This window comes from Acidovorax sp. GW821-FHT10A04, assembly GCF_059415825.1.
On sequence record NZ_JBWKNZ010000004.1, the window covers coordinates 189,116 to 213,448 of the forward strand.

A 24,333-nucleotide genomic window follows, 5' to 3' on the forward strand; every position below is an offset into this window, starting at 1 on the left:
GAAGCTGACTGGCGCCCTCGCCGTCGTCAGCCCCTGGGCGCCAGCAGTTCAGGCGGGCTGCAATGCAGCCACCTGCTGCGCCAGATAGCTGACCACGGCCAGGGGACGCATGAACACCTCGATGGCGGTCACACGGCCGTCGGCATCGAGCGTCAGCAGATCCACCCCGCGTGCCGTGTGGGGTCCCATCTGCCCTTCAAAAGGCAACGCCACCTGGTGGCCGCCATCGCGCCACAGCGGCTCTCCGAAGCTGAACGCGCTGTAAAGGCCGATGGCCATGCACAGGATACCCGCCACCTGCGCGCCGCCCTCCAGGCCCTCGTGGCTGAGGGGCGAGTGCAATACGGCGTCAGGATGCAGAAGGCCTGCAGCCGCGCTGAAATCCCGCTGGCGGGCCATCTGGCGCCAGGTCTGTACCGTTGCCAAGGTGGAAGGCGCAATGGATTGGACAGCGGAAACGTGGGAAGAAGGGGTCTGCATGGATGCTCCTGGTCAATGGTGAGGAGCCGATCTTCTGCATCCCAGGTCATTGCATCAATCACCTCCCAGGTCATAACCACGACGACTCGTGTGCCCGGTGTGCGACCATTGCCCCATGCATTCACCCCGCACCGACGCCAGGTCCGCCCCTCCGAAAGCTGCCCCCGTAGGCCTGTTGCTCAAGGCGCTGCGCGAGCGCCAGCGCCTGAGCCAGATGGCGCTGGCGCTGCACACGGGGGTGTCTCAGCGCCATTTGAGCTGCCTGGAGACCGGCAAGGCCCAACCCAGTCGCGCCATGCTGCTCGCGCTGCTGGATGCGCTGCGCACCCCGCTGGCCGAACGCAACCGCGCCCTGCTGGCCGCCGGCTTCGCACCGCACTACCCCTGCCGCGACTGGCAGGACGAGCATTTGGCTCCCGTGCGGGACACCCTGCGGGAGTTTCTGCGCGCACACGAACCGGCTCCGGCCATGCTGCTCGATGCCCAATGGAATGTGCTGGAGACCAATGCCGCAACGCCCGCTCTGATGCGGCTGATAGGGTTCACGCCTGCGGTGCGCCCAGGTGCCGCAACAATGAACATGCTCGAGCTGCTGCTCGGGCCCGACGGCTTGCTGCCATGGATCGTCAATGCTGCCGACATGGCATCGGCAGTGCTGCAGCGCGCCCAGGCGGAGGCAGCCCTCAACCCCGCGCTGGCAGAGCGCCTGCAGACCATGCCGATGGCCCGCATGACCCTTCCAATACCCACAGGGCAGGTCCATGAACCTCCCGTGCTGCTGATGCAGTTGCGCTCCAGCGCGGGAGTGCTGCGCTTCATGTCGGCCTTCACCACCCTGGCCTCGCCGCTCGACGTGACGCTGGAGTCGCTGCGCATGGACCACCTGCTACCGGCCGACGCGGACACCCGGCGCGCGCTGGAAAACGCGCTGGCAGCTACCGCGCCACCTACTTGATCAGCGCCAGCACGTCCTTGAAGTCCGGGTGCTCACAGCTGCCCAGCCATTCGAAGGCCACCATCTCCGTCGTGACCAGTTCGGCCCCCGCACCGGCCAAGCGGTCGAACGCCGCATCGCGGTTGCGGTCGGTGCGCGAGCCGCAGGCGTCGGTCACGACCCAGACCTCGAACTCGTCGTCGATCAGGTCCAGTGCGGTCTGCATCAGGCAGACATGGGCCTCGCAGCCCGCTATCACGATGGTGCCGCGCTCGGGCGCCTGCTGGGCGGGCTTTTGCAGGTGCTTGGGCAGGCTGCGGGCATTGCCGCCCTGCTGGGGCTTGGCAGGGGGGCGCAACCATTCGCCCAGGCCTTCCTCGGCGGCACTGAAGTGCATCTTGGCCAGGGTCTTCTGGCACAGGGCGCGCAGGGCCGGGTCATTGGGGCCCAGACGCGAGGGGTTCTGCTCGGTACCCCAGACGGGCACCTCCAGCAGCTGCGCGATCTGCGCCAGGCGGCGTGCATTGGCCAGCACGGCAGCGCCTTCGGCAATGGCGGGCATCAGGCGTTCCTGGTAGTCCACCAGGACGAGTTGGGATTCGGAGGCGTCGAGCAGCATGGCGTATACGGGGAAATTCAATGGGATGCGGCATTGTCGCAGCCCCCGGTCCCCACCTGTCCTTTTCAGGACGCCGGGGTGAGCCGCAGCAGCCGCCCTTGCGGGCTGTCGGTCACCAGATAGAGAAAGCCGTCAGGGCCCTGGCGCACATCGCGAATGCGCTCCTTATTGCCTTCGAGCAGCTTCTCCTCGCGTTGCAGCTTGCCATTGGCCACTTCGAACCGGTGCAGCGTGCCGAACTTGAGCGAGCCCACGAACAGGCTGCCGCGCCAGGCGGCGCCATAGCGGTCGCTGGTCAGGAAGGCCATGCCCGAGGGCGCGATGGAGGGCACCCAGTAGTGCAGCGGCTGCTCCATGCCGGCCTTGGCCGTGCCCTCGCCCACCTTGCCGCCGCCGTAGTTTTCGCCATAGGTGATCACCGGCCAGCCATAGTTGCGGCCCGGCTGGGGCAGGTTGATCTCGTCGCCGCCCTGGGGGCCGTGCTCGTGCATCCACAGCTTGCCGTCGGGCGCGAGCGCCGCGCCCTGGGCATTGCGGTGGCCGTAGCTCCAGATTTCGGGCAAGGCGCCGGCCCGCTCGCGAAACGGGTTGTCCGCCGGTGCCGCACCATCGGCTGTGATGCGCACGATCTTGCCGTGGTGGTTGTCGAGCTTTTGCGCGTCATCCTTGCGGTGGTAGCGCTCGCCCAGCGCCAGGAACAGGTTGCCGTCCCCCGCCTGGACGATGCGGCAGCCGAAGTGCAGGTTGCTGGCCACCTTGGGCTTCTGGCTGAAGATGACCTTCACGTCCTGCAGCGAGCGGTTGTCGGGCGCCAGGGTGGCCCGTGCCAGGGCGGTGCTGTTGTCCGAGGTGCCGGCCGCGCCGGGTTCCGAGTAGCAAAAGAAGATGCGCCGGTTGCGTGCGAAATCGGCGTCGGTCACCACGTCGAGCAGCCCGCCCTGCCCTCCGGCGGCAATGCTCGGCAGGCCGGCCAGGGCAGACCCCAGTTGGCCATTGGCCTCCACCACCCGCATGCGGCCGGGCCGTTCGGTGACCAGGAAACGGCCTTCGGGCAGGAAGGCCACGGCCCAGGGATTCACCAGGCCGGTGGCCACTGACGCCAAGGTGACAGCCTTGGCAGCGGGGGCGGTCCCCTGGGCATGGGCGCTTCCCATGCCTGCAGACGCTATGGAAAAAAGAGCAAGAAACCCCACGGCGCGCAAAGAAATGCGGCATTTCGATGTCAGATACATGTCAGCCTTGTTGGACCTGGGTTCCATGCAACCCATGGGTATAAGGGAGTGGCGCAGGCAAGTCCAGCCCCCAGATGAAGGCATACGTGACTTCCCTCACAAAACGGGCAATTTAGCGTGGTACCCTTCGCCCCCATGTCCAAATGGTTTTGCACCCTCCTCCTGGCTTGCGCTGTCAGCGCACAGGCTGCACCATCCGCCGGTCAAGCGGATGACATGGAAAAAATCCTGATGGACAAGGGTCTCTTGTCCCAGCTCAAGGACATGCAGCACACGGTGGCCGACAAAGCCCATACGGTGGCGGACAAGGCGTCCGACCTGGTGGGCAATGCCATGGGGTTTCTCGGCGTGCGCTACAAGCGTGGCGGCAACAGCGCCGAGACCGGCTTTGACTGCAGCGGCTTCGTCCGCGCCATCTATGAGCAGACGGTCGGCCTGCTGCTTCCCCGCCGCGCAGACCAGCAAGCCGCCACCACCACGGTGATCGACAAGAAGGAACTGCAGCCGGGTGACCTGGTGTTCTTCAACACCATGCGCCGGGCGTTCAGCCATGTAGGCATCTATGTGGGTGACGGCAAATTCATTCACTCTCCTCGCAGTGGATCGGAAGTCCGGGTGGAAGACATGCGCCAGTCCTATTGGCAGCGCCGCTTCGATGGCGCCCGCCGCGTCACGCCCACGGCCACGGCGGTCGAGGCCAACGCCCCTGCCGCGAAGTAAGTTGCTTTTCCGGCAGCCCGCATGACAACAAAGCGCGCCATCGGCGCGCTTTTGCTTTGGAGGGTCATGGCTTGACCACGTAGGTGGATTCCGTGCCGCGGATGGGCCCGCCCGTCACGTTCACCGGCCGGGCATTCGGGTTGCGCAGGAATTCCTTGGCGGCCGCCATGTCGGCCTGGTAACGCGCCCGGGCCTGGGCCTCGCAGGAACGGCGCTCGGCACCGGCCTGGGCGCGGCACTCCTCCAGCGCCACCTTCATCCCCCCACCCGCCTCGCGGATGGCGGTGTTGTAGCGCTGCTGCGGCGTCATGTCCGCCACGGCGCCACGCTGCAGCGACGCCTCGTCGCCCTGCGCATGCACCGCCGATGGCGACGCCGCAAACACCCCGACCACGAGCGCGATGACCGCCACGAAGGACGTGGGGGCGATGGGAGCGACCAATTTACGCATCTCGGACCTCTTTCTGGCGGGTTCTGGGCATGTCCACCACTGTAGGCAGTCCCGATGCCAGCGGTCATCAGCGGTACGCGCGCTACCATGTGCGACAAGTCCTACACCGCCGGCCCGCCCGCCGATTGATTGTCAACAACTGCGGCCCATGCGCCCAAGGCATCCTGTCCGACAGACGGGTGCCCGCCGCGCGGCTACAGTCGGGCCATTCCTTCTTTCACCTGTACACAAAGCGACAAACCATGTTCTCACTGATAGGAACGCTGTTGATTGGATTGGTCGTGGGCTTCATCGCGCGCGCCATCAAACCCGGAAATGACTCCATGGGCTGGATCATGACGGCCCTGCTGGGCGTGGCGGGCTCGTTCCTGGCCAGCTATGTGGGTGTGGCCATGGGCTGGTACCAGCAAGGCGATGCGGCCGGATGGATCGCCTCCGTCGTGGGCGCCATCGTGCTGCTGTTCATCTACAGCCTGATCAAGGGAAAAAGCTGAGCGCCGGGCCATTGCCTTTGGCCGCCGCGGCCCCAGATCAGGCTGAGTTTCCACTTTGCAGGTGACCCATGCCCACTGCCCGACAAATGGCCGCTGACGACCCCGCCCTGGCCGCCGCCGTGCAGCGCAGCCGGAGCCTGCTGCACCGCCGAGCCCTGGTGGCCGCGGCCGCCAGCACCGTTCCCGTACCCGGGCTGGACTGGGCCGTCGACGCCGCCCTGCTCTCGCGCCTGCTGCCGCAGATCAGCTCGGAGTTCGGCCTGTCGGCCCAGCAACTGGACCAGCTCGACCCCGAAAAGCGCGAAAAGGTGCAAAAGGCCGTGGGCCTGGTCGGCTCGGTGCTGATCGGCAAGCTCATCACCCGCGAGCTGGTGATACGCGCCACCCAGACCGTCGGACTGCGCCTGACCACCAAGCAACTGGCCAAGTACGTGCCCCTGGCTGGCCAGGCCGTGTCGGCGGCCATTGGCTACGCCACGCTGCGCTACCTGGGCGAGCAGCACATGCAGGACTGCATTCGCGTGGCGAAGGAAGCCCAGCTGCAACTGCCTGCACCCCGGAAATAGGCACAGGCAGTCGCGGCCCGCGTCATTGCGCTGAGCAGACGAAGCTGCCCGCATCCTCCACACTGCCGGTGCCCTTGTACTTGGCGAACTGGGGGTAGGCGCACAGCGGCCGCGTGCGGTTGGGGTAGTCCACTTGGGTGGGCAGCGCCTTCGCGGCAATGGTGTCGGGCGCGATACCCTTCTCTACCCAATCCACCATGGTCTGGATCGAATCGAAGCTGTCCGTGGCCGGGCCGCCCGAGCAGTGGTTCATGCCGGGCACGAGGAAGGTCCGCGCAAATCCCTGGGTGCTGGCGATGCCCCCGTTGTTGGCCGCCAGACGCTCGTAGTAGTCCACCGTGTCGTTGGCCGAGAAGATCGGGTCCGACATGCCGTGGATGAAGAGCAGCTTTCCGCCACGCTGGCGAAAGGCCGTGAGCTTGTCGTCGGCATAGGTGTCATAGATCGCCGAGTAGGCGGCCATGCGCGCCGGGTCGGTGTCGAAGTTGAAGGCCAGCGGATTGAACGTGAGGTCCGGCGGCGTGAAGAACTCGTTGATGAGCGCATCCACCATCAGCGTGATGTAGCGCGCATCGGGGGTGGCGGTGGTCGAGCTGCCCAGCGTCCAGGCGCGCCATCCCGGTGCGGCCAGGCCTGGATCCCAGGGTTGGCCGGCATAGAGCGCCTGGCCGGCCGAGTTGCGCGGGCCAGCAAACACCTTGGTGAGCGCGCCTACCTGGGCGGTCGAGAGGCAGTCTGCGGCCTTTGCACCGCTGCACTGCAGCACAGCAGGGTTGAATTTGCAGGCCTTGGTGTTGCTGACCATGCCGTCGACCACCCCGTCGGCGGCATCGCACGAGGATTTCACGGCATTGGCGACCAGGCTCAGGTCGGCATTGCTGAAGGCTTGCGAGAGGATGCGGTTGCCCGAGGCATCCTGCGGCGCAATGGCATTGAAGGCGATGGTGTTCCACATCGCGGCCACCGTGGCGCCACTCGATACGCGCATGGCCGGGGCACCGGCCGTGATGGCGTCGAAGTAATCGGGAAAGCGCTGCGAGAACACCATGCCCTGGCGCCCGCCCCCCGAGCAGCCCGAAAAGTAGGAACGGTCGGGCTTGCGTCCGTAGTGCGTGGCAATCAGCGACTTGGCCGATACGGCGGTCTTGTCGTAGGAGTTGTAGGCGTGGTCGATGCGCGCCTGCGGGTCAGCGCCAAAGCTGGCCGTGGTGCCGATGTGCCCGCCATCGGTGGACATGACCGCGAAGCCCTGCCCCAGCGGCGATGGCGTGCCACCCGAGATGCTGGAACTCAGCGAGGTATCGCGCAGGATGCCGTCGTTGCCGCCCCCACCCACGAACAGGAAGCGGCCGTTCCAGTTGTCCGGCAGGCTCAGCTGGAAGCCGATGGCGTAATTCTTGCCATCCACCCCGACGCGCGGGTTGATGCTGCCCGTGACCACGCAGTGGCCGGGCAGGAAGGCCCCCGTGGCCGCGCCACCCGGGCGCTTGCTGTCCGGCGGCACATAGCTGGTGGCCAGCGTGGTGCCCGCCAGCTTGGCATTGGCCACCAGGCCGGTACAGGCCGCCGAGTAGGCGCCATTGGCCGGGGGCCACATGGGGCCGTCGTTGCTGCCGCCACAGGCGGCCAGCGCGAGGGGCAGCAGCACGGCGGCGGGCAGTGCTGCGCGGCGCACGGCGCGCGTGCGAAGGGGAGTGGATGGCATGGTGTGTCTCCTGGGGGTGTTGTTGTGGTTCTGGGTGCGGCTCTGCCCGGTCAATCGGCCTTGAAACCGGTGGCCGCCACGGCCTTGCCCCAGGTCACCGTATCGGCGGCGATGATCCTGGTGAACTCCTGCGATCCCGTGCCCGTCACGCGAAAGCCGGCCTCTTCCATCTTGGCCTTGCCCTCGGGCGACTGCACGGCCTTGACGATGTCGGCGCTCAGCTTGGCCACGACCTCGGGCGGGGTCTTGGCCGGTGCCACGATGCCGAACCAGGACGAGAACTCCAGGTTGGCGTAGCCCTGCTCCTTGATGGTCGGCACCTCGGGTAGCGCGTTGGTGCGCGTGGCGCCGGTGCTGCCCAGGGCCGCGAGCTTGCCGGACTTGACGTTGGGGGCGGCCAGGCCCACGCTGGCGAACACGCCCTGCACGTCGCCGCTGAACAGGCCACCGAGCGCGTCCGTGGTGTTCTTGTAGTGCACGGGCTCGGGCTTCAATTGCACCGCATCACCGAACATGAAGGCGCCGAAATGCCCCGGCGTGCCCGCACCGAACGTCGCCAGGAACAGGCCCTTCTGCTGCTTGGTCCATTCGACGAAATCCTTGACGTTGCGCGCCGGCACCTTCTGCGGGTTGACCAGCAGCACGAAGTCGGAGGTGACCACCTGGCTCACCGCCACGAAATCCTTTTGCGGCGAGTACGGCAGCTTGGTGTAGCTGCTGGGCGCAATGCTCAGCTGGCCGGTCTCGCCCAGCATCAGCGTGTAGCCATCGGGCGTGGCACGTGCGGCCTCGGTGGCGGCGATCAGCCCGCCCGCGCCGGGCTTGTTGTCCACGATCACGCCCTGGTTGCCCCAGGCCTCGGAGAGTTTTTGCGCCAGCAGCCGCGCCACGATGTCCGGCCCCGTGCCGGCCGGAAATCCCACGATGATGCGCACCGGCTTGTTCGGGTAGCCGGCGGCGGCGTTCTGCGCCTGGGCGCTGGCCCATGGCGCGGCCAGGCCTGCGACCACGGTGGCAGCCAGCAGTGCGCGGCGGACGGGTTGGAATGAAGTCTTCGTCATGCTTGTTGTCTCCAGGGGTTCTTGTGAGGAAAGTCGGGGGGATCAGGAAGGCTCAGGCCAACTCGAAGAAACGCATGGCCACGGCATCGGGGTAGCGCGCGCCCGAGCCCACGAACATGCGCTCAGCGATCCAGGCCAGCGCGGGCGAGGCGGTCTCGAAGCTCGGGCTGCAGCGGAAATAGATCTGCCCCGGGTCCACCGGCTCGCCGCGCACCAGGCGCGCAATCAGCTCGGGCGGGCCCGAGCGCACGGCCCGGTTCTGCACGTAGATGAAATCGCCGCCCTCGGTTTCGAGCACATAGCGCGCGTCGAGCTCGGAGAGCCGGTCGTTGACGATGAGCTGGAAGTCGGCGCCGCCCGGCAGCACCCGGGCCGTCCAGCCCTCGCCCGTGGCCGTGCCGCCGGTGATGGGGATCAGCCGCCGCAGGCCGTGGGCAGTCTGGCCCACCTCCTGCGGTAGCCCCACCTGCACACGCAGGTCGGCAAAGAATTTCAGCCGGGGTTCCGGCAAGGCTTGCGGGTCGGGCATGGGCGGCATCCAGGGCAAAATTAGTTATGAACCTAGCGTAAATCCGGTTGTGCCGGCCGCCTGTCATCCCTGAGGATGACAACCCGATGACACCGATTTCCACGCACCTGCAAGGCACCCGACCATGAGGCAATGGCTCCCCTCCGAGCCGCCCGCCACGGGCAGGCACGCCGCGACCGGCCCCGCAGGCCAGGCCCTGGCCGGCATGGTGCAGCGCCTGGGCGAGGCCGGCTTCGCCGCTGGCCTGCTCGACGACCTGGCCCCCGTGCTGCCCGCGGCCTCGTGGTCGGTGTACCGCACCGGGCATCGCTGCAAGCCCACCCTGTTCATGTCCGCCAGCCGAGGCGTGCCCGACACCACGCAGGACTGCTGGTGGGCCTACCTCTCGGGCCCCTACCGCCGCGACCGCACCTGGGGCCGGCCGTTCGAGGACGCCCCCGCCGAACCACTGACCCGGCTGTGCCACGTGACGGCCACCGAAGTCGAGGGCGAGCACCGCGCCCGTGTCTACGAAGCCCACGGCGTGGCCGAGCGCGTCTCGGTGGTCGACTACGAGAGCGACGGTTCGGTGTTCGCCGTCAACTTCTACCGCCACCAGCACCAGCCGCCTTTTCGCGACGGCCAGATCAGCGGCTTCGAGAGCGTGGCACCCGTGTTGCTGGCCCTGGCGCGCAAGCACATCACGCTCGCGCGTCCGCAGTCCATGGTGCCTCTGCTGCAGGAAGAGGACGCGGAGCATGCGGTGCTCCCGGCCCTGGCCACCCTGCCCCAGGGCCTGCCGGCCCTGCGCGAGCGGCTGCTGCGCCTGCAGCACGATCTGACGGACCGCGAACTCGACGTCTGCGCCCGGGTGCTGCAGGGCATGACGCACGAGGGCATCGCCGCCGACCTGGGCCTGGGCGTGCCCACGGTCAAGACCTACCGCAACCGCGCCTTTGCCCGCATGGGCATCCACTTTCGCAACGAGCTGTTCGCGAAGGTGCTGGGTCGCTGACGCTCAACCGGGTGTGAACGGCGGCGGCCGTCGCCTGATGGTCTGCGCCTTGACGATGGCCGTGCTGGTCTGGGCCTTGTCCGCGATGCGGTCGAGCACGCCGTCGAGCTGCTCGATGGAACGCACGTAGACCCGGGCGATGAAGCAATCGTCGCCCGTCACTTTGTCGCACTCGCAGAACTCGGGCGTGTCGCGTATCAACTGCTCCACCGCGGCCAGTTGGCCCGGCAGCGGCTTGATGCGCACGATGGCCTGCAGCTGGTAGCCCAGGGCGCGCGGCTCGATGTCCAGGGTGAAGGCGCGGATCACCCCGCGCTCTTCCAGCCGGCGCAGCCGCTCGGACACGCTGGGTGCCGACAGGCCCACGCGCTCGGCCAGCAGCTTGAGCGAGGTGCGCGCATCCGCATGCAGCACCGACAAAATGGATTGATCGACCAGGTCCATGGAAAATTGCTCCAGATTCAAGCCATGCCTTGGATTATGAGGACTATCTGAGCAATCGACTTTTTTTGACCATTCACCTGGCATCGCCATTTTTCTACACTCGGTGCATCGGAATACAAGGTGGAACGGTGATGGACAAGAAGACGCAGGGCACGCTCGAAATGGGTGGTGCGATGGCCATTTCGGGCACGATAGGCTGGTTCGTCGTGCAGTCGGGGCTGGCGGCGCTGGACGTGGTGTTCTGGCGCTGCGCCTTCGGTGCGGCCACGCTGGCGCTGGTGTGCGCGGCCATGGGCCTGCTGCGCGGGGTGCTGACTTGGCGCCAGGCGGCCTGGGCCGCGCTCGGCGGCGTGGCCATTGTCACCAACTGGCTGCTGCTGTTCGGCGCGTACGCGCATGCCTCGATCTCCATCGCCACGGCGGTCTACAACACCCAGCCCTTCATGCTGGTGGCTTTCGGCGCCCTGCTCTTCGGCGAGCGCATCACCCTCGCCAAGCTCGGCTGGCTGGCCCTGGCCTTTGGCGGCATGCTGCTCATCGTGCAGGCCCGGCCGGGCGCCAGCTTCGCGGGCAGCCACTATGCGCTGGGCATCGCCATGGCGCTGGGCGCGGCCTTCTTCTGGGCCGTGGCCTCGGTCATCGCCAAGCGGCTCACGGGCACGCCACCGCACCTGATCGCGCTGGTGCAGGTCTGCGTGGGGGTGCTCATGCTGGCACCGTTCGCCAACTTTGGCACCCTGCCCCAGGATGGGCGGACCTGGCTGCTGCTGGTCACCGTGGGTGTTGTGCACACCGGCCTCATGTACATCCTGCTCTACGGCGCGGTGCAGAAGCTGCCCACCTACCTGCAGGGCGCGCTGTCCTTCATCTACCCGATAGTCGCCATCGCGGTGGACTTCGTGGCCTTCGGTCACCGGCTGCAGCCCGCGCAGTGGCTCGGGGCCGCGGCCATCCTTCTGGCCGCGGCCGCGATGAACCTGCAAGGCAATCGGCCGCGGGCGACGACCCCGCAGCCCACAGCGCAAGGCGTGAAGTAGGCCCATGAGACAAGCACAAAATATCAAAACCTGCCGGCAGCGATGGGCACCATCGGTGGCTTCTATCTCAACCCAAGGAGCACCCCCATGGACCACGCAATGCAAACCACCTGGGAAACCTACGTCGCCTCATGGAAGGCGCCCACCGCCGCTGAAAAGCAGGCCCTGTTCGCCGCCAGCCTGGACGAACAATGCACCTACACCGACCCGCTGGGGGTTGCGTCCGGCTGGGAGGCGCTCGGAGAGACCATGCAGGGCTTTCACCAACAGTTGCCGGGCGCCTACTTCGTGACCGAGCGCTTTGCGAGCCACCACCAGCACTGCATGGCCCAGTGGAAGATGGTAGGCGCCGATGGCGCGGTGCTTGGTGAGGGGGTAAGCTTTGGCCAGTTCAACGATCAGGGCAAGCTGCTGGCGATGACCGGCTTCTACGACACCCCTTGAAGGAAGAAGCCCGGCATGTTCTACCTGCACCGCATCCAGCGCGGCATCGACTTCATCGAGGCGCACCTCGATACCGACATCGCCCTGTCGGACGTGGCGCAGGCCGCCGGGCTGAGCCAGTGGCACTTCCAGCGCATCTTCAAGGCCCTGACCAACGAGACCCTGAAGACCTACATCCGGTCGCGGCGCTTCGCCAAGGCGCTGGACCAGTTGCTCCACACGCGCCTGGGCATCCTGGACATTGCCCTGGCGGCCGGATACGACACGCAGGAGAGCTTCACCCGGGCCTTCAAGGCCTGCTTCGAGCTCACGCCCAACCAGTACCGCAAGTTCGGCAGGCGCAGCCTCTTCGTCAAGAAGGTCCAGTTCGACGAGGACTACCTGCGCCAGCTGGACCGCAACCTGTCACTCAGCCCGGACATCCGCGAGCGCCCGCCGCTGCAACTGGTGGGCCTGGCCACCCATTTCTACGGAGCCGACTCCGACAAGGACAACCTGGGACAGAAGCTGCCCCCGCTGTGGGCCAGCTTCATGCCCCGGCTGGCAGAAATCCCCCACCGGGTTCCCGGTGTCTGCTACGGCGTGGTGAGCCAGACCGCGAGCACCAGCGACCTGCTGCTGTACCACGCCGCCATCGAAGTCTCGCACGCCGGCGCCTTGCCCGAAGGCATGGTGCACTTCGAAGTGCCGGCCGCGCGCTACGCCACGTTCGAGCACCGGGGCGCGCCGGAGAACGTGAACCACACCGTCAACTACATCTACGCCAACTGGCTGGCGGGTTCCGAGCAGCGCCACAGCGGCGGTGCGGACCTGGAAATCTATGGCCCCGGCTACCAGGGTGGATCGGACGCGTCCGTCATGCACTACGCCGTGCCTGTGCTCGGGTAATTGAGTTGGATAGTACGGGCACAATCACCGCCCAGTGACACGTTCCGGTGACCCCTTTCCCTCCCCCGCAGAACCGAACCTACCGCGCTCCGACCGCCAGGCGGTGATCGCCGCCTGGGTGGCCGCCCTGCGCCGCCAGGCCGGGGCCGATGCGCTCAAGGCCCTGCCCCCGCTGACGGACGCCGAGGCCGCGCGCGTGATGGGGCTGATGCGGGGCGATGGCAATGAAGCCCCCCAATCCCCGCAGCGCCCGGCCTTGCCCCCAGGCATTGCGGCTGGCCACTTCCAGCCGCGCATCACCCTCATGACCCTGGGCCGGGGCGAGGGACTGCTGGGCCTCAAGCCCCAGGGCAAGATGGGCCCGCGCGGCGACAGCGTAACGCTGGTGCAGATCGACTGGACCTACCGCCTCGAAGACACGCGACAGGCGGCCATCGCCTGGCAGGCGCCGGCGCCCACCTCCATCCTCAACTCGCGCCCGGCACCGCTCGTGGACCTGTACGACACCGGCGGCCCCGTGGTGCGCATGCAGCGCGACCTGGCGGCCGAATCCGACGCCATGGACCTGGCCTGGGAGTTGGGCCTGCAGCCCCTGGACGCGCGCACCCTGCAGTGGCGCAACCGCGATGCCGGCGCCAGCCTGGGCCCGGTGTGGACGCTGGCGCAGGAGGCCTTCTTCGGCGACTTCTGGGCCGAACAGGTGCCACGCCTTGCGGCCCAGGGCTGGAGCGTGGTGGTGCGGCCCGGCTTTGCACACGAGAGCGTACCGGTGCAACGCTGGAAGCTCCTCATCGCCCCCGACACCGGCGAGGTACTGGGCAAGGAAGTGGCCGGGCCCGTGGGCCCGCGCGAGCGCCCGGTGCAAAAGCTGCAGCTGCCCGCACGCGAAGGCGCCTGGCTGCTGAGCCTGGGCATCGAAATCGACGGCGAGACCCTGGACCTGGCGCCCATGCTGGCCGACCTGCTCAAGCGCGATGCGCGCTGGCTCATCGCACGGCGCATGGCGCGCATCGACGACCTGGAGACCATCTCGCTGCGCGCGCCGGGTGGGCGGCGCATCGACGCACCCGCCGGCCCGCTCAAGGCCATCGTGGGCGCCATGATCGATCTGCTCACCGACCCCGAGCGCAACCAGCGCCAGGACGGCGACCCGCTGCGCCTGGGCGCCTGGGAACTGCGCCGGCTCGAAGCCCTGCGCGCCGGCCTGGTGCAGGCCCACCGCGTGGGCAGTGCCAACGACTGGCAGTTGCAGGGCGACATCGGCCTGTCCCAACTGGCCAGGCGCCTCAAGGCCATCGGCACGCCCGAGCCGGTCGCCGCGCCCGAGGGCCTGCAGGTGCAGCTGCGCCCCTACCAGCTCGAAGGCCTGGCCTGGCTGCAGTACCTGCGCGCGCAAGGGCTGGGCGGCATCCTGGCCGACGACATGGGCCTCGGGAAAACCGCGCAGGCCCTGGCCCATATCCTGGTGGAAAAGGAGGCCGGCCGCCTCACCCGGCCGGCCCTGGTGGTGCTGCCCACCTCGCTGCTGTTCAACTGGCAGGCCGAGGCCCGGCGCATGGCCCCGGGCCTGCGCGTGCTGGCCCTGCACGGGCCGGACCGGGGCAAGGCGTTTGCCGAGATTGCCGAACACGACCTGGTGCTGACCACCTACCCCCTGCTCTGGCGCGACGTGGAGGCGCTGGCGGGGCAGGCCTTCCACCTGCTGATCCTTGACGAAGCGCAGATGGTCAAGAACGCCGGCAGCCGCAGCGCGCGCGCCCTGCGCCGCCTGCAGGCCCCGCACCTGCTGTGCCTGACCGGCACGCCGCTGGAAAACCACCTGGGCGAGCTCTGGGCGCAGTTCGACTTCCTGATGCCCGGCTTTCTGGGCGACGTGCGCAGCTTCAACGCCCGCTGGCGCAAGCCCATCGAGGAGAACGGCGAAACCCTGCGCGCCCAGTTGCTCTCGCAGCGCGTGCGCCCCTTCATCCTGCGCCGGCGCAAGCAGGACGTGGCCACCGAGCTGCCCCCGCGCACCGAAGTCATCCAGCACGTGCAACTGCAGGGCAAGCAGCGCGAGCTGTACGAGGCCGTGCGCACCACCGTCGACAAGCAGGTGCGCCGGGTGCTGGAGCGCGAGAGCTTCGACGGCGCGCAGATCAGCATCCTCGACGCCCTGCTCAAGCTGCGCCAGGTGTGTTGCGACCCGCGCCTGGTCAAGGGCAGCAAGATGGCGGCCAGCATGGAGCGCGCCAAGCTCGAACTGCTGGCCGACATGCTGCCGGCCCTGGTGGCCGAAGGCCGGCGCGTGCTGGTGTTCTCGCAGTTCACCGAGATGCTGGAGCTGGTGGCCCAGCAGTTGCAGGTGCTGGAACTGCCCTTCCTCGCCCTCACCGGCCAGACGCCACCGGGCCAGCGCGGCGCGGTGGTGCAGCGCTTCCAGGCGCAGGACGAGGCCAGCCCGCCCATCCTGCTGGTGAGCCTCAAGGCCGGCGGCGTCGGCCTGAACCTCACGGCCGCTGACACGGTGGTCCATGTGGACCCGTGGTGGAACCCGGCCGTGGAGGAGCAGGCCACGGCCCGCGCCCACCGGATCGGCCAGGACCAGCCGGTCTTCGTTTACAAGCTGGTGGTGGAAGGCAGCATCGAGGAGCGCATGCTGGAACTGCAGGCGCGCAAGGCCGCGCTGGCCCAGGGCGTGCTGGGGCATGACGGGGAAGGCGCCGTCAAGTTCAGCGAGGCCGACCTGCAGGCCCTGCTGGCCCCGCTGTCGGAGCCGCAGAACAACCCGCTGGCAATACCGGGCGAGAACGCCAAACGCTGGGGCGGGACGGGGCTTCGCAGAGCGCTGCCGTTCGTGCCTGATCCCTGACGGCACCGGGGCGACTGCCAACGGTGCAGAATTCAAAAGCAAGCTTCGGGGTGCGTGCAAGGCGGTCCATTTTTACAGTGGGGCCATCTCCAACACCTTTGCGAGGCCCCCATGAACACCACCACCACCGCATTCGCCCACCGCAGCATGCCCACCAGCCACCCGCCCAAGGCCAGCGCCAAGGCCGCCCAGGCCGCGGCCACCCTGGCCGACCCGCGCTGGGCGGCGGTGCGCTCGCGCGACGCTGCGGCCGACGGCCGCTTCTACTACTCGGTGCAGACCACCGGCGTCTACTGCCGCCCGAGCTGCGCCGCCCGGCCGGCGCTGCCCGAGAACGTGCGCTTCCACGACAGCACCGCCGATGCCGAACGCGCCGGCTTTCGCCCCTGCAAGCGCTGCAAGCCGACCCAGGCATCGCCCGTAGCGCACCACGCGGCCCTGGTCACCGAGGCCTGCCGCATCATCGAGGCGGCCGAGGCGCCGCCCACGCTGGATGCGCTGGCCGCCCGCGTGGGCCTGAGCGCCCACCACTTCCACCGCATCTTCAAGCAGGCCACGGGCCTCACGCCCAAGGCCTATGGCGCCGCACAGCGCGCGCAGCGCGTGCGCAGCGAACTGGCCGCGCCCCAGGCCGGCAGCGTGACCGATGCCATCTTCAACGCGGGCTACAACGCCACCAGCCGTTTCTACGAAGAGGCCGACGGCGTGCTGGGCATGACGCCCACGCGCTACCAGGCGGGTGGCAGGCAGGTCACCATCCGCTTCGCAATCGCGCAGTGCTCGCTGGGCGCCCTCCTCGTGGCGCAGAGCGGGCGCGGTGTGTGCGCCATTTTGCTGGGGGACGACGCCCAGTTGCTGGCGCAGGATCTGCAGGACCGCTTTCCCCAGGCCCACCTGGTGGGCGACGACCGCAGCTTCGATGCGCTGGTGGCGCGGGTCGTGGCCTTCGTGGAAGCCCCTGGCCTGGGCCTGGACCTGCCGCTCGACGTGCAGGGCACGGCCTTCCAGCAGCGTGTGTGGCAGGCGCTGCAGGCCATCCCCGCCGGCGCAACAGCCAGCTATGCCGAGATCGCCCAGCGCATCGGCTCCCCCACGGCGGCCCGCGCCGTGGCACAGGCCTGCGCGGCCAATGCCCTGGCCGTGGCCATCCCCTGCCATCGGGTGGTGCGCAACGACGGCGCTCTGTCGGGCTACCGCTGGGGCGTGGAGCGCAAGCAGGCCCTGCTGGATCGCGAGCAGCGCCAAACCAAGGGCCAGCCCGCATGAATGCCCGCCTCCCCGAACACGCCACGGACTGGGCCGCCCGCGCCAGTGCCATCGGCTGGGCCGAAGTCACGGACGGCCTGAACGCCCAGGGCGCTGCCATTCTCCCGGCCCTGCTCAGCCCCGGGGAATGCCAGGCGCTCGCGGGCCTGTACCCGGACGGCAGCCGCTTTCGCAGCCGCGTGGTGATGGCGCGCCACGGCTTCGGCCAGGGCGAGTACCAGTACTTTGCCTACCCGCTGCCGCCCCTGGTGGCCGGTCTGCGCGAAGCGCTGTACCCGCACCTGTGCCCACTGGCCAACCACTGGAATGCGGTGATGGACATCCCCACCCGCTACCCGGCCACGCATGCCGAGTTCATCGACCGCTGCCATGCGGCCGGCCAGGTGCGGCCCACGCCGCTCTTGCTGCAGTACCAGGCGGGCGACTACAACTGCCTGCACCAGGACCTGTATGGCGAGCATGTGTTCCCGCTGCAGGTGGCGATATTGCTGTCGGAGCCCGGGCGCGACTTCACGGGCGGTGAGTTCGTGCTGACCGAGCAGCGCCCGCGCATGCAGTCGCGCGCCGAGGTCGTGCCCCTGCGCCAGGGCGATGCAGTCGTTTTTGCCGTGCACCACCGCCCGGTCAACGGCACGCGCGGCCCCTACCGCGTGAACATGCGCCATGGCGTGAGCCGGCTGCGCTCGGGCATGCGGCACACTGCGGGCATCATCTTCCACGACGCGACATGAGCCTGAACCTGTTTGGCCATGAGGAGGAAGCCGCGCTGCTCCAGCAGCAGGCCGGCACGCGGCAAGCGCTCGCCCCGGGGGCGGTTCTGCTGCGCGGCTTTGCGCTCGATGTGGCACCGGCGCTGCTGCAGGCGGTCGACGGCATCGCCGGGCATGCGCCCTTCCGGCACCTGGAAACCCCGGGCGGCCAGCGCATGTCGGTGGCCATGACCAACAGCGGCCCGCTGGGCTGGATCTCCGACCGCAGCGGCTACCGCTATGGCCGGGCCGACCCGCTCAGCGGCCGGCCCTGGCCCCCGCTGCCGACCGTGTTCGCCACCCTGGCGCGCGGGGCCGCCGATGCCGCGGGTTTTGCGGGCTTCGCGCCCGATGCCTGCCTCATCAACCGCTATGCGCCCGGTGCCCGCCTTTCGTTGCACCAGGACAAGGACGAGCGCGACCACGGCCACCCCATCGTCTCGGTCTCGCTGGGCATCCCTGCCGTCTTCCTGTTCGGCGGCGATGCGCGGGCCGACAAAGCACAGCGCATTCCCCTGGTGCATGGCGACGTGGTGGTCTGGGGAGGCCCGGCGCGTCTGCGCTACCACGGCGTGGTGCCGCTGGCCGAGGCCGAACACCCACTGACCGGAGCATTTCGCATCAACCTGACCTTTCGCAAGGCCGGGTAATCAGGCCTGCGCCGACCCCTTGGTATAGCCCGTCTGCCGGCACAGGGACGACAGCAGTTGCTGAGCCGCAGCCTTGCCGCGCAGGCTGTCGGCCACGGTGATGGTCTTGCCGCTGGCCAGCGCGGCCTGCAGGCGGTAGTAGGTCTCCTTGTGGCCCCCCGTGGTGGTGGAGTAACTTTCCTTGAGCTCCAGGCGGGTGACCTCGCTCGCCGAAGCCGCACTCTGCCAGCGCACCACGCCCAGCAGACGCCGCTCGGAGCGGATGCCCTGGCGGTCCAGGTGCACCGTGAGGCTGTTGCCCAGGCCGTACAGGGCGCCCAGCACCACCAGCCAGCCGATGCCGCCGAAGATCAGGGTGAACGGCAGCGGCGCCTCGTTGTTCCACAGCAGCGTGCCCGCGCCCGCGAAGATGGCGCCAAACACGAGCAGCGCCAGCATGGTCTTCCAGCGCCGGCCGTAGGGAAAGTACAGCCGCACCCCGCCAGGCACCTGCTCCATGTCGGACAGGTTCGCGTCATCGCCGGCCTGGGCCACCTCGGCCAGTTGCGGGTGCTCGGCCGCGTCGTGGCGCAGCCAGACCGACTTCTGGTTCGTGAGGTACACCGGTACATCGAAGCTGCGCGCAAAGCCCGGCGCGAGGTTGTCCCCCGAGCTGCCTGGCACGCTTTGGACCTGCAGCTCCCAGCGGTGGTAGTCGCTGCCCGGGTCTTCCGATGCGGGCAGGTGCGCCGGCACGTCGAAGCGCACTGCCAACCGCACGCCTTCGCCCTGTGCCTCCACCTGCGCCAGGCCGCGCACCTGCCACAGCGTGCGGCTTTCGTAGCTGGTCTTGCCGCCCGAACGGGTGCGCGTGTGCTCCACGCACTGCAGGGTGGCCAGAAAACGCAGCCCCGAACTGTAGGCCACGGGCACCGCCAGGGTGGCGCCGAAGTGCCCGCCGATGGAGCCGGGAAACGGGTCCAACTCCAGCCGCGCATCGCCATAGCGCCGGGCATGGAAGGCACTGCGGGCGGCCCAGGCCAGCAGCACCAGGCCGACCAGCGCAACCAGCACCAGGGTGCCCGCTGCCAGGTGGTTGCCCCGGGCCAGCGCACGCGGCACCACGGTGAAGGCCATGGGGATCGCCACCAGGTTCCACAGCACCGCCATGGTCCAGGCCACCCAGACCCCGAGGCGCCGGTGCGACCGGATGCGGTTGTCCTTCCAGGCGGCGCGCGATTCCCAGGGGCGCGCCTCCCAGGCCGGCCCCGCCGTCGGCGCCCCCGGACTCAGCGCGAACCGGATGCGCAGGGCGAAAATGATGATGCCCAAGCCCGCTCCGCCGAACACCAGCGCAAACACCAGCTTGAAGGCCAGCATGCCCGGCCGCAGGCTGCGGTCCAGCACGGCCTCGGTGGGGTCGCCCGGGTTCACCCAGGCCTCCACCGGCGTACCGCTGCGCTGCGCGGCTTCAAGCCGGGCGCCCAGCTCCTGCTGGAACTCGCCCACGTTGTCGCTGCCCGAGCCGATGGCCACGCGGCGCCCGGTGTATTCCTGGCCCGCCACGCGGTAGCGGTACTCGGCCTTGACGCTGTAGGTGGTGGACTTGCTGCCGCGGCTGGCAACGGTCTCGGCCGACACCAGCGTGGCCTGCACGGGCTGCCAGCCCTGCATGGTGGTCCAGTCGTACAGGGTGGGCAGCACGCTCAGCAGCAGCAGGCCCAGGCCCACGGCCGCAAACGGCATGCCGAACAGCACCAGCACCCAGGGGCCGGGACCGTTGCCTTTCTTGCTCTTGGTGTCGGATTGCTCAGCCATGGCTTGTAGCGCAGCTGCCCATACGGACAGCAGTGCGTTTTCCCCTCGCATGTTTTGCGGTCGAACAGTCTCTTTGCCAGAATGGTGCCATGACATCCCCATCCAGCGCCACCCCCCGCCACTGGCTCATGAAGTCCGAGCCCGAGGAATGCTCCATCGACGACGCCCTGGCCGCGCCCGACGCCACCGTGCCCTGGACCGGCGTGCGCAACTACCAGGCGCGCAACTTCATGCGCGACGGCATGCAGGTGGGCGACGGCGTGCTGTTCTACCACTCGAGCTGCGCCGAGCCCGGCATCGTCGGCATCGCCCGCGTGGCCTCGGGCACGCGGGCCGACCCCACGCAGTTCGACCCGGCCTCGCCCTACCACGACCCCAAGTCGCCGCCCGACGCGCCGCGCTGGCTGCTGCTCGACGTGCAGGCCCTGCGCAAGACGCGCCTCTTGGGCCTGCCCGAGCTGCGCCAGCACCCCGCACTGGCCGACCTGCGGGTGCTGCAAAAAGGAAGCCGCCTGTCGATCACGCCGGTGGATGCACCCCACTGGGACCGCATCATGGCGCTGCTGGATACCAGGCCCTGACCGCGATTCTCAGCGGCCTTTCGCCACAGGCGGCCCACCGGGCCCCTGCCACTGCTTGCGCGTGGTGCGCAGCCGAAAGCGCTGGCGCCAAGCCCCCGGCGTCACACCGCACAGGCGCACGAAGACCTTGCGGAAACTGCCGGTATCGCTGTAGCCGCATTGCTGGGCCACGTCCTCCACGGTGAGGTAGGTGGTCTGCAGCAGCGCCTGGGCCTGCGCCACGCGCAGGCCGTGCAGGTAGTCCTGCGGGGTCTGTCCATGCTCCTGCGCAAACCAGCGCAGCAGGGTGCGCGGGCTGATGGATGCCGCGCGCGCCGTGGCCTGCAGGCTGTAGGGCTCGCTGCGGTGTGCCTGCAGCCAGCGGCGGGCCTGCTCCAGCGCGCCGGAAACCAGCGGGCGACCGGTGGGCGTCTCCATCCCCGCGGGTGCTGTCAGCTGGCGCTCCGGGTCGAAGCGCAGCACCGGCGATGCAGCCTGGGCCAGCTCGGCCAGGGGCGTGCAGGCCAGCAGATCGAGCATGGCGGCAATGGTCTCCTGCAGCGAAGCCGTGGTCCACAGGGCGCCATCGCGCTGCCAGCCCTGGTGGCGCTGCCAGTTGGCGCCGATGGCTGCGCCCTGCCCGGTGTCGCCGGCCTGCATAAAGATGGATGGGGCGAACACCCAGGGTACCGCAACCTTGCGCCCCGCCAGCAGCCCGCAATCGGCCAGCAGGGCCGAGCCGTTGAACAGCGCTGCCACCAGCCCGCCGCCCGCGACGTGGGAGCGCAGCAGCGGCCCGAAGTGCGCGGCATGCCGGTCGCAGATGTCGCGCAACTGCGGACCCGTGGGCACCAGCCAGCCAGGTACCACCACCACGTGCAGAGGTCCCTGCAGCCCATCCGTGCCCGGAATGGGCGGGGCATGGAGCCCCGCCTCGCCGGGCAGTTCCAGCCAGTGCCAGCGCAGCGGTGGCGGGGCATCGGCCGCGCGCATGGCGGCCAGCATGTTCATGGCGCGCAGGATGTCCACCACGGCCGCCGCCGTGCTGGTGATGCTGTCCTGGCCCCAGAGGATGCCCACGTTCACACAGGCAAATGGCGGTGACAGGTTAGGCGGCATGGCGGCCATTTTGCAACCATTCGTGTCCATTTCACCACCATGTCCAAATGTTACCGAGACGTAGCATGGCCCTGCGATCCCCAACGCCAAGACAACACACAGAACCGGAGACACCTACCATGACACCCACACGGAGCCGTACCACGGCCTTTTGCACCACGGCCGCGAGCGGCGCCGTCGCCCTGCTGCTGAGCGCCTGCGCCAGCACGCCCGACAGCGGCGACCGCAGCGTGACCATTGAGCGCACGACCTACGGGATTCCCCACATCACCGCGCACGACCCTGAATCACTGGCCTATGGCGTGGCCTATGCGTACGCGCAGGACAACGTCTGCATGACGGCCGACCAGCTCGTCACCGCACGCGGGCAGCGCGGCGCCACTTTCGGCGGCAAGACCACCGGCCTGCTGGGCCGCCGCTACCTGCCCAACGAGCAGATCGACCTGTTCATGGCCGCACACATGGACGACGCCCTCCTGGCACGCAGCTGGGCGGCCACCAGTGCGCAGGCGCAGTCCATGGCGCGTGGCTATGTGGCAGGCTACAACCGCTTTCTGGCGGACAACGCGGCCCGCCTGCCCAAGGCCTGCCAGGGCCAGCCCTGGGTGCAGTCGATGACGCTGGTGGAGTACCGGCGCATGGCCGAGGTCGTGGCCGTGCAGGCCGGCATTGCCGCGCTGGCCGACGGCATGCTGGGCGCGCAACCCCCCTCGCCCCAGGCCGCACAGGTAGCGGCACCCGCCGTGGACCTGGCCGATGCCGCGCAGGCCCTGCGCGATGTGGGCCTGCTCGACTCGCCCCTGGGCTCCAATGCCTGGGCCTTCGGCAAGGAGGTCACGGCCAATGGCAGCGGCATGCTGCTGGGCAACCCACACTTCCCCTGGAGCGGGCCCAACCGCTTCTACGAGATGCACCTGACCATCCCGGGCCACATGGACGTGATGGGCGTGGGCATAGGCACCTACCCCATGGTCTCGATCGGTTTCAACAAGGACGTGGCCTGGTCGCACACCGTCTCCACCGGCAAGCGCTTCACGCTGTACGAGCTGGCCCTGGTGCCCGGCGACCCGACCAGCTACCTGGTGGATGGCCAACCCGAGAAGATGGTCGCGCGCCAGGTGAAGGCCCAGGTGCGCAACCCCGATGGCACGCTGCAGGCGCGCGAACAGACCGTGTGGTCCAGCCGCTGGGGCCCGCTGGTGGTGGTGCCGCGCGCCGGCCTCACCTGGACCGGCAAGACCGCCTACGCCTTGCGCGACGCCAACACGGGCAACACCCGCATGATGGATGCCGCGCTGACCTTCGCCCGTGCCACCCGGGTGGACGACCTGCACCGGGCCCATGCCTCGCTGGGCCTGCCCTGGGTGAACACGCTGGCGGCCGACCGCCAGGGCCGCGTGATGTATGCCGATGTGAGCGTGGTGCCCGACCTGGACGCCGCCGACCTGGAGCGCTGCGCCCCGGGCAAGCCCGCCGCGGCCTTGCGTGGCAGCGCCGGCCTGGTGGTGCTGGACGGCGCGCGCAGCGACTGCGCCTGGCGCCGCGACAGCGCTTCGCCCGTGCCGAGCCTGATCCCCATGGCCCGCATGCCGGTGGCCTTTCGCAACGACTGGGTGCACAACAGCAACGACAGCTTCGTCTACACCCACCCCGCCCAGAAGTTCGGCGCCATCTCGCCCCTGGTGGGCGACGCCAGCCTGACCCGCCCGCGCACCCGCGCGGGGCTCGCCGAGATCCCCGAGATGCTGGGCCGGGGCAAGGTGACGCTGCAGGGCATCCAGCAGCAGCTGTTCCAGAACCGCAATTTCATGGCCTCGGTCACCGTGCCGGACCTGCTGGCCGCCTGCGGCCAGGCGCCCAGCGCCGCATCGCGCGACGCCTGCACCGCCCTGCGCGGCTGGAACCTGCGCAACGACCTGGACGCCCGCGGCGCCCATGTGTTCCGCGAGTTCTGGCGCAATGCGCGCAACATCCCTGGCGTGTTCCGCATTCCGTTCGACCCGGCCCAGCCCGTCACCACCCCTGCCGGATTGAAGATGGACGATGCCGCCGTGGCCGCCAAAGTCTGGGAGGCGCTGGACAAGGCGGTCACCACCATCCGCAGCAGCGGCTTTGCCCTGGACGCCACGCTGGGCAGCGTGCAGCGCCCGGCCATCACCGAGGAGGCCATCGGTCTGCACGGCGGCGAGGAGTTCGAGGGCGTGCTCAATAACCTGGGCCGCCAGGAGCCCGCACCGATCAACACCGCAGGCCTGCGCATCGACTACGGCACGAGCTATGTGCAGACCGTGACTTTCGACGCGCGCGGGCCCGTGGCCCATGCCATCCTGACCTATGGCCAGTCGACCAACCCCGATTCGCCGCATGCGAACGACCAGATGCGCCAGTTCTCCGGCAAGGCCTGGCACGCCCTGCCGTTTCACCGTGCGGACGTGGAGCGCGAACGCATCGGCGAGCCGCTGCGGCTGGTGCGGCCGTAAAACCTGGCCGACACGGCTTCAGGCAACAACTGCGCTGTGCTGGCAGCAGTGCATGAAACTGGCGCGGCCGAAGCCAGTGCCCCCGCGCAAGGGCCGCCCCGCCGCGAAGGCGGCGTATACAGCGCTTGCGCTGGGGGCGTCCCCCTCCCAGATTGCGCAGCAATATGAGAGAGGGGCTGAGGGCCGCGGCTCCAAGCCTGCCTGCGCAGGCTTGGACGTGCCTGAAGAGCGACCGCCTCTGGCGGACGCACGGAGGCGCGAAG

24 protein-coding genes are annotated in these 24,333 nt (G+C 68.9%); 14 read left to right on the plus strand and 10 right to left on the minus strand.

What is annotated here, in order from left to right:
• Positions 1–48: 48 nt before the first annotated feature.
• On the minus strand, positions 49–480 hold the full coding sequence (locus tag AC07PF_RS11030; RefSeq protein ID WP_494608907.1) for a nuclear transport factor 2 family protein: 432 nt from the start codon (positions 478–480) through the stop codon (positions 49–51).
• Positions 481–595: 115 nt separating this feature from the next.
• On the opposite strand from AC07PF_RS11030, the gene AC07PF_RS11035 reads away from it, so the two are divergent.
• Positions 596–1,435 (plus strand): MmyB family transcriptional regulator, encoded by an 840-nt coding sequence (locus AC07PF_RS11035; protein ID WP_007855430.1) that lies wholly within the window; start codon positions 596–598, stop codon positions 1,433–1,435.
• On the opposite strand, the gene AC07PF_RS11040 is transcribed toward AC07PF_RS11035, so the two are convergent.
• Positions 1,428–2,033, minus strand: coding sequence for an isochorismatase family protein (locus AC07PF_RS11040; protein WP_007855431.1), 606 nt, complete (start codon positions 2,031–2,033; stop codon positions 1,428–1,430). The two genes, AC07PF_RS11035 and AC07PF_RS11040, sit on opposite strands and share 8 nt — an antisense overlap.
• 65 nt (positions 2,034–2,098) lie before the next feature.
• Positions 2,099–3,187 (minus strand): PQQ-dependent sugar dehydrogenase, encoded by a 1,089-nt coding sequence (locus tag AC07PF_RS11045; protein WP_494611862.1) that lies wholly within the window; start codon positions 3,185–3,187, stop codon positions 2,099–2,101.
• A 213-nt stretch (positions 3,188–3,400) separates the two neighbouring features.
• On the opposite strand from AC07PF_RS11045, the gene AC07PF_RS11050 reads away from it, so the two are divergent.
• Positions 3,401–3,985, plus strand: a complete 585-nt coding sequence (locus AC07PF_RS11050) for a C40 family peptidase (RefSeq protein ID WP_035203814.1) — start codon at positions 3,401–3,403, stop codon at positions 3,983–3,985.
• A gap of 64 nt (positions 3,986–4,049) precedes the next feature.
• Here AC07PF_RS11050 and AC07PF_RS11055 read toward each other — a convergent pair whose 3' ends face one another.
• Positions 4,050–4,436 (minus strand): hypothetical protein, encoded by a 387-nt coding sequence (locus tag AC07PF_RS11055; RefSeq protein WP_007855434.1) that lies wholly within the window; start codon positions 4,434–4,436, stop codon positions 4,050–4,052.
• Between the two features lie 242 nt (positions 4,437–4,678).
• On the opposite strand from AC07PF_RS11055, the gene AC07PF_RS11060 reads away from it, so the two are divergent.
• Positions 4,679–4,930: a GlsB/YeaQ/YmgE family stress response membrane protein gene (locus AC07PF_RS11060; RefSeq protein ID WP_007855435.1), complete on the plus strand. Its 252-nt coding sequence runs from the start codon at positions 4,679–4,681 to the stop codon at positions 4,928–4,930.
• A gap of 68 nt (positions 4,931–4,998) precedes the next feature.
• On the plus strand, positions 4,999–5,496 hold the full coding sequence (locus tag AC07PF_RS11065; protein WP_007855436.1) for a hypothetical protein: 498 nt from the start codon (positions 4,999–5,001) through the stop codon (positions 5,494–5,496).
• Positions 5,497–5,518: 22 nt separating this feature from the next.
• On the opposite strand, the gene AC07PF_RS11070 is transcribed toward AC07PF_RS11065, so the two are convergent.
• Genes AC07PF_RS11070 through AC07PF_RS11080 form a run of 3 tightly spaced genes read right to left on the minus strand, consistent with a single transcriptional unit; the run spans position 5,519 to position 8,791 of the window.
• Positions 5,519–7,201, minus strand: coding sequence for a tannase/feruloyl esterase family alpha/beta hydrolase (locus tag AC07PF_RS11070; protein ID WP_494611863.1), 1,683 nt, complete (start codon positions 7,199–7,201; stop codon positions 5,519–5,521).
• A 50-nt stretch (positions 7,202–7,251) separates the two neighbouring features.
• Positions 7,252–8,262, minus strand: coding sequence for a Bug family tripartite tricarboxylate transporter substrate binding protein (locus AC07PF_RS11075; protein WP_494611864.1), 1,011 nt, complete (start codon positions 8,260–8,262; stop codon positions 7,252–7,254).
• A 52-nt stretch (positions 8,263–8,314) separates the two neighbouring features.
• Positions 8,315–8,791: a DUF3237 domain-containing protein gene (locus AC07PF_RS11080; RefSeq protein WP_494611865.1), complete on the minus strand. Its 477-nt coding sequence runs from the start codon at positions 8,789–8,791 to the stop codon at positions 8,315–8,317.
• A 124-nt stretch (positions 8,792–8,915) separates the two neighbouring features.
• Between AC07PF_RS11080 and AC07PF_RS11085 the strand changes: the two genes are divergently transcribed.
• The gene (locus AC07PF_RS11085) at positions 8,916–9,785 is read left to right on the plus strand and encodes a helix-turn-helix transcriptional regulator (RefSeq protein ID WP_007855442.1); all 870 of its coding nucleotides are present in this window, start codon (positions 8,916–8,918) and stop codon (positions 9,783–9,785) included.
• Positions 9,786–9,788: 3 nt separating this feature from the next.
• Here the strand turns inward: AC07PF_RS11085 and AC07PF_RS11090 are convergent, their stop codons facing one another.
• Positions 9,789–10,229, minus strand: a complete 441-nt coding sequence (locus AC07PF_RS11090; protein ID WP_007855444.1) for an Lrp/AsnC family transcriptional regulator — start codon at positions 10,227–10,229, stop codon at positions 9,789–9,791.
• Between the two features lie 131 nt (positions 10,230–10,360).
• On the opposite strand from AC07PF_RS11090, the gene AC07PF_RS11095 reads away from it, so the two are divergent.
• The 7 genes from AC07PF_RS11095 to alkB all read left to right on the plus strand — a co-directional run bounded on the left by AC07PF_RS11095 (position 10,361) and on the right by alkB (position 18,114).
• On the plus strand, positions 10,361–11,266 hold the full coding sequence (locus AC07PF_RS11095; protein ID WP_494611866.1) for a DMT family transporter: 906 nt from the start codon (positions 10,361–10,363) through the stop codon (positions 11,264–11,266).
• Positions 11,267–11,353: 87 nt separating this feature from the next.
• Entirely contained in the window at positions 11,354–11,710 is a 357-nt protein-coding gene (locus AC07PF_RS11100) for a nuclear transport factor 2 family protein (protein WP_007855446.1), read from the plus strand.
• Between the two features lie 15 nt (positions 11,711–11,725).
• A complete protein-coding gene (locus tag AC07PF_RS11105) occupies positions 11,726–12,598 on the plus strand; it encodes a helix-turn-helix domain-containing protein (RefSeq protein ID WP_494611867.1) in 873 nt (290 codons plus the stop codon).
• A gap of 34 nt (positions 12,599–12,632) precedes the next feature.
• On the plus strand, positions 12,633–15,449 hold the full coding sequence (locus AC07PF_RS11110; protein WP_494611868.1) for a DEAD/DEAH box helicase: 2,817 nt from the start codon (positions 12,633–12,635) through the stop codon (positions 15,447–15,449).
• Positions 15,450–15,560: 111 nt separating this feature from the next.
• Positions 15,561–16,715: a bifunctional DNA-binding transcriptional regulator/O6-methylguanine-DNA methyltransferase Ada gene (gene ada, locus AC07PF_RS11115; RefSeq protein ID WP_494611869.1), complete on the plus strand. Its 1,155-nt coding sequence runs from the start codon at positions 15,561–15,563 to the stop codon at positions 16,713–16,715.
• On the plus strand, positions 16,712–17,446 hold the full coding sequence (locus AC07PF_RS11120; protein ID WP_145696594.1) for a 2OG-Fe(II) oxygenase: 735 nt from the start codon (positions 16,712–16,714) through the stop codon (positions 17,444–17,446). Before ada ends, AC07PF_RS11120 begins: the two co-directional genes overlap by 4 nt.
• Positions 17,443–18,114 (plus strand): DNA oxidative demethylase AlkB, encoded by a 672-nt coding sequence (gene alkB / locus AC07PF_RS11125; protein ID WP_494611870.1) that lies wholly within the window; start codon positions 17,443–17,445, stop codon positions 18,112–18,114. Before AC07PF_RS11120 ends, alkB begins: the two co-directional genes overlap by 4 nt.
• Here the strand turns inward: alkB and AC07PF_RS11130 are convergent, their stop codons facing one another.
• Positions 18,115–19,911, minus strand: coding sequence for a DUF3592 domain-containing protein (locus AC07PF_RS11130; RefSeq protein ID WP_494611871.1), 1,797 nt, complete (start codon positions 19,909–19,911; stop codon positions 18,115–18,117). It lies immediately after the preceding gene.
• 89 nt (positions 19,912–20,000) lie between these two features.
• On the opposite strand from AC07PF_RS11130, the gene AC07PF_RS11135 reads away from it, so the two are divergent.
• Positions 20,001–20,492, plus strand: a complete 492-nt coding sequence (locus AC07PF_RS11135; protein ID WP_494611872.1) for an EVE domain-containing protein — start codon at positions 20,001–20,003, stop codon at positions 20,490–20,492.
• A 9-nt stretch (positions 20,493–20,501) separates the two neighbouring features.
• On the opposite strand, the gene AC07PF_RS11140 is transcribed toward AC07PF_RS11135, so the two are convergent.
• Complete coding sequence (locus AC07PF_RS11140) at positions 20,502–21,590, minus strand: GlxA family transcriptional regulator (protein ID WP_494611873.1); 1,089 nt, start codon at positions 21,588–21,590, stop codon at positions 20,502–20,504.
• A 119-nt stretch (positions 21,591–21,709) separates the two neighbouring features.
• Here AC07PF_RS11140 and AC07PF_RS11145 point away from each other — a divergent pair, with 119 nt between their 5' ends.
• Positions 21,710–24,070: a penicillin acylase family protein gene (locus AC07PF_RS11145; protein WP_494611874.1), complete on the plus strand. Its 2,361-nt coding sequence runs from the start codon at positions 21,710–21,712 to the stop codon at positions 24,068–24,070.
• Positions 24,071–24,333 lie beyond the last annotated feature (263 nt).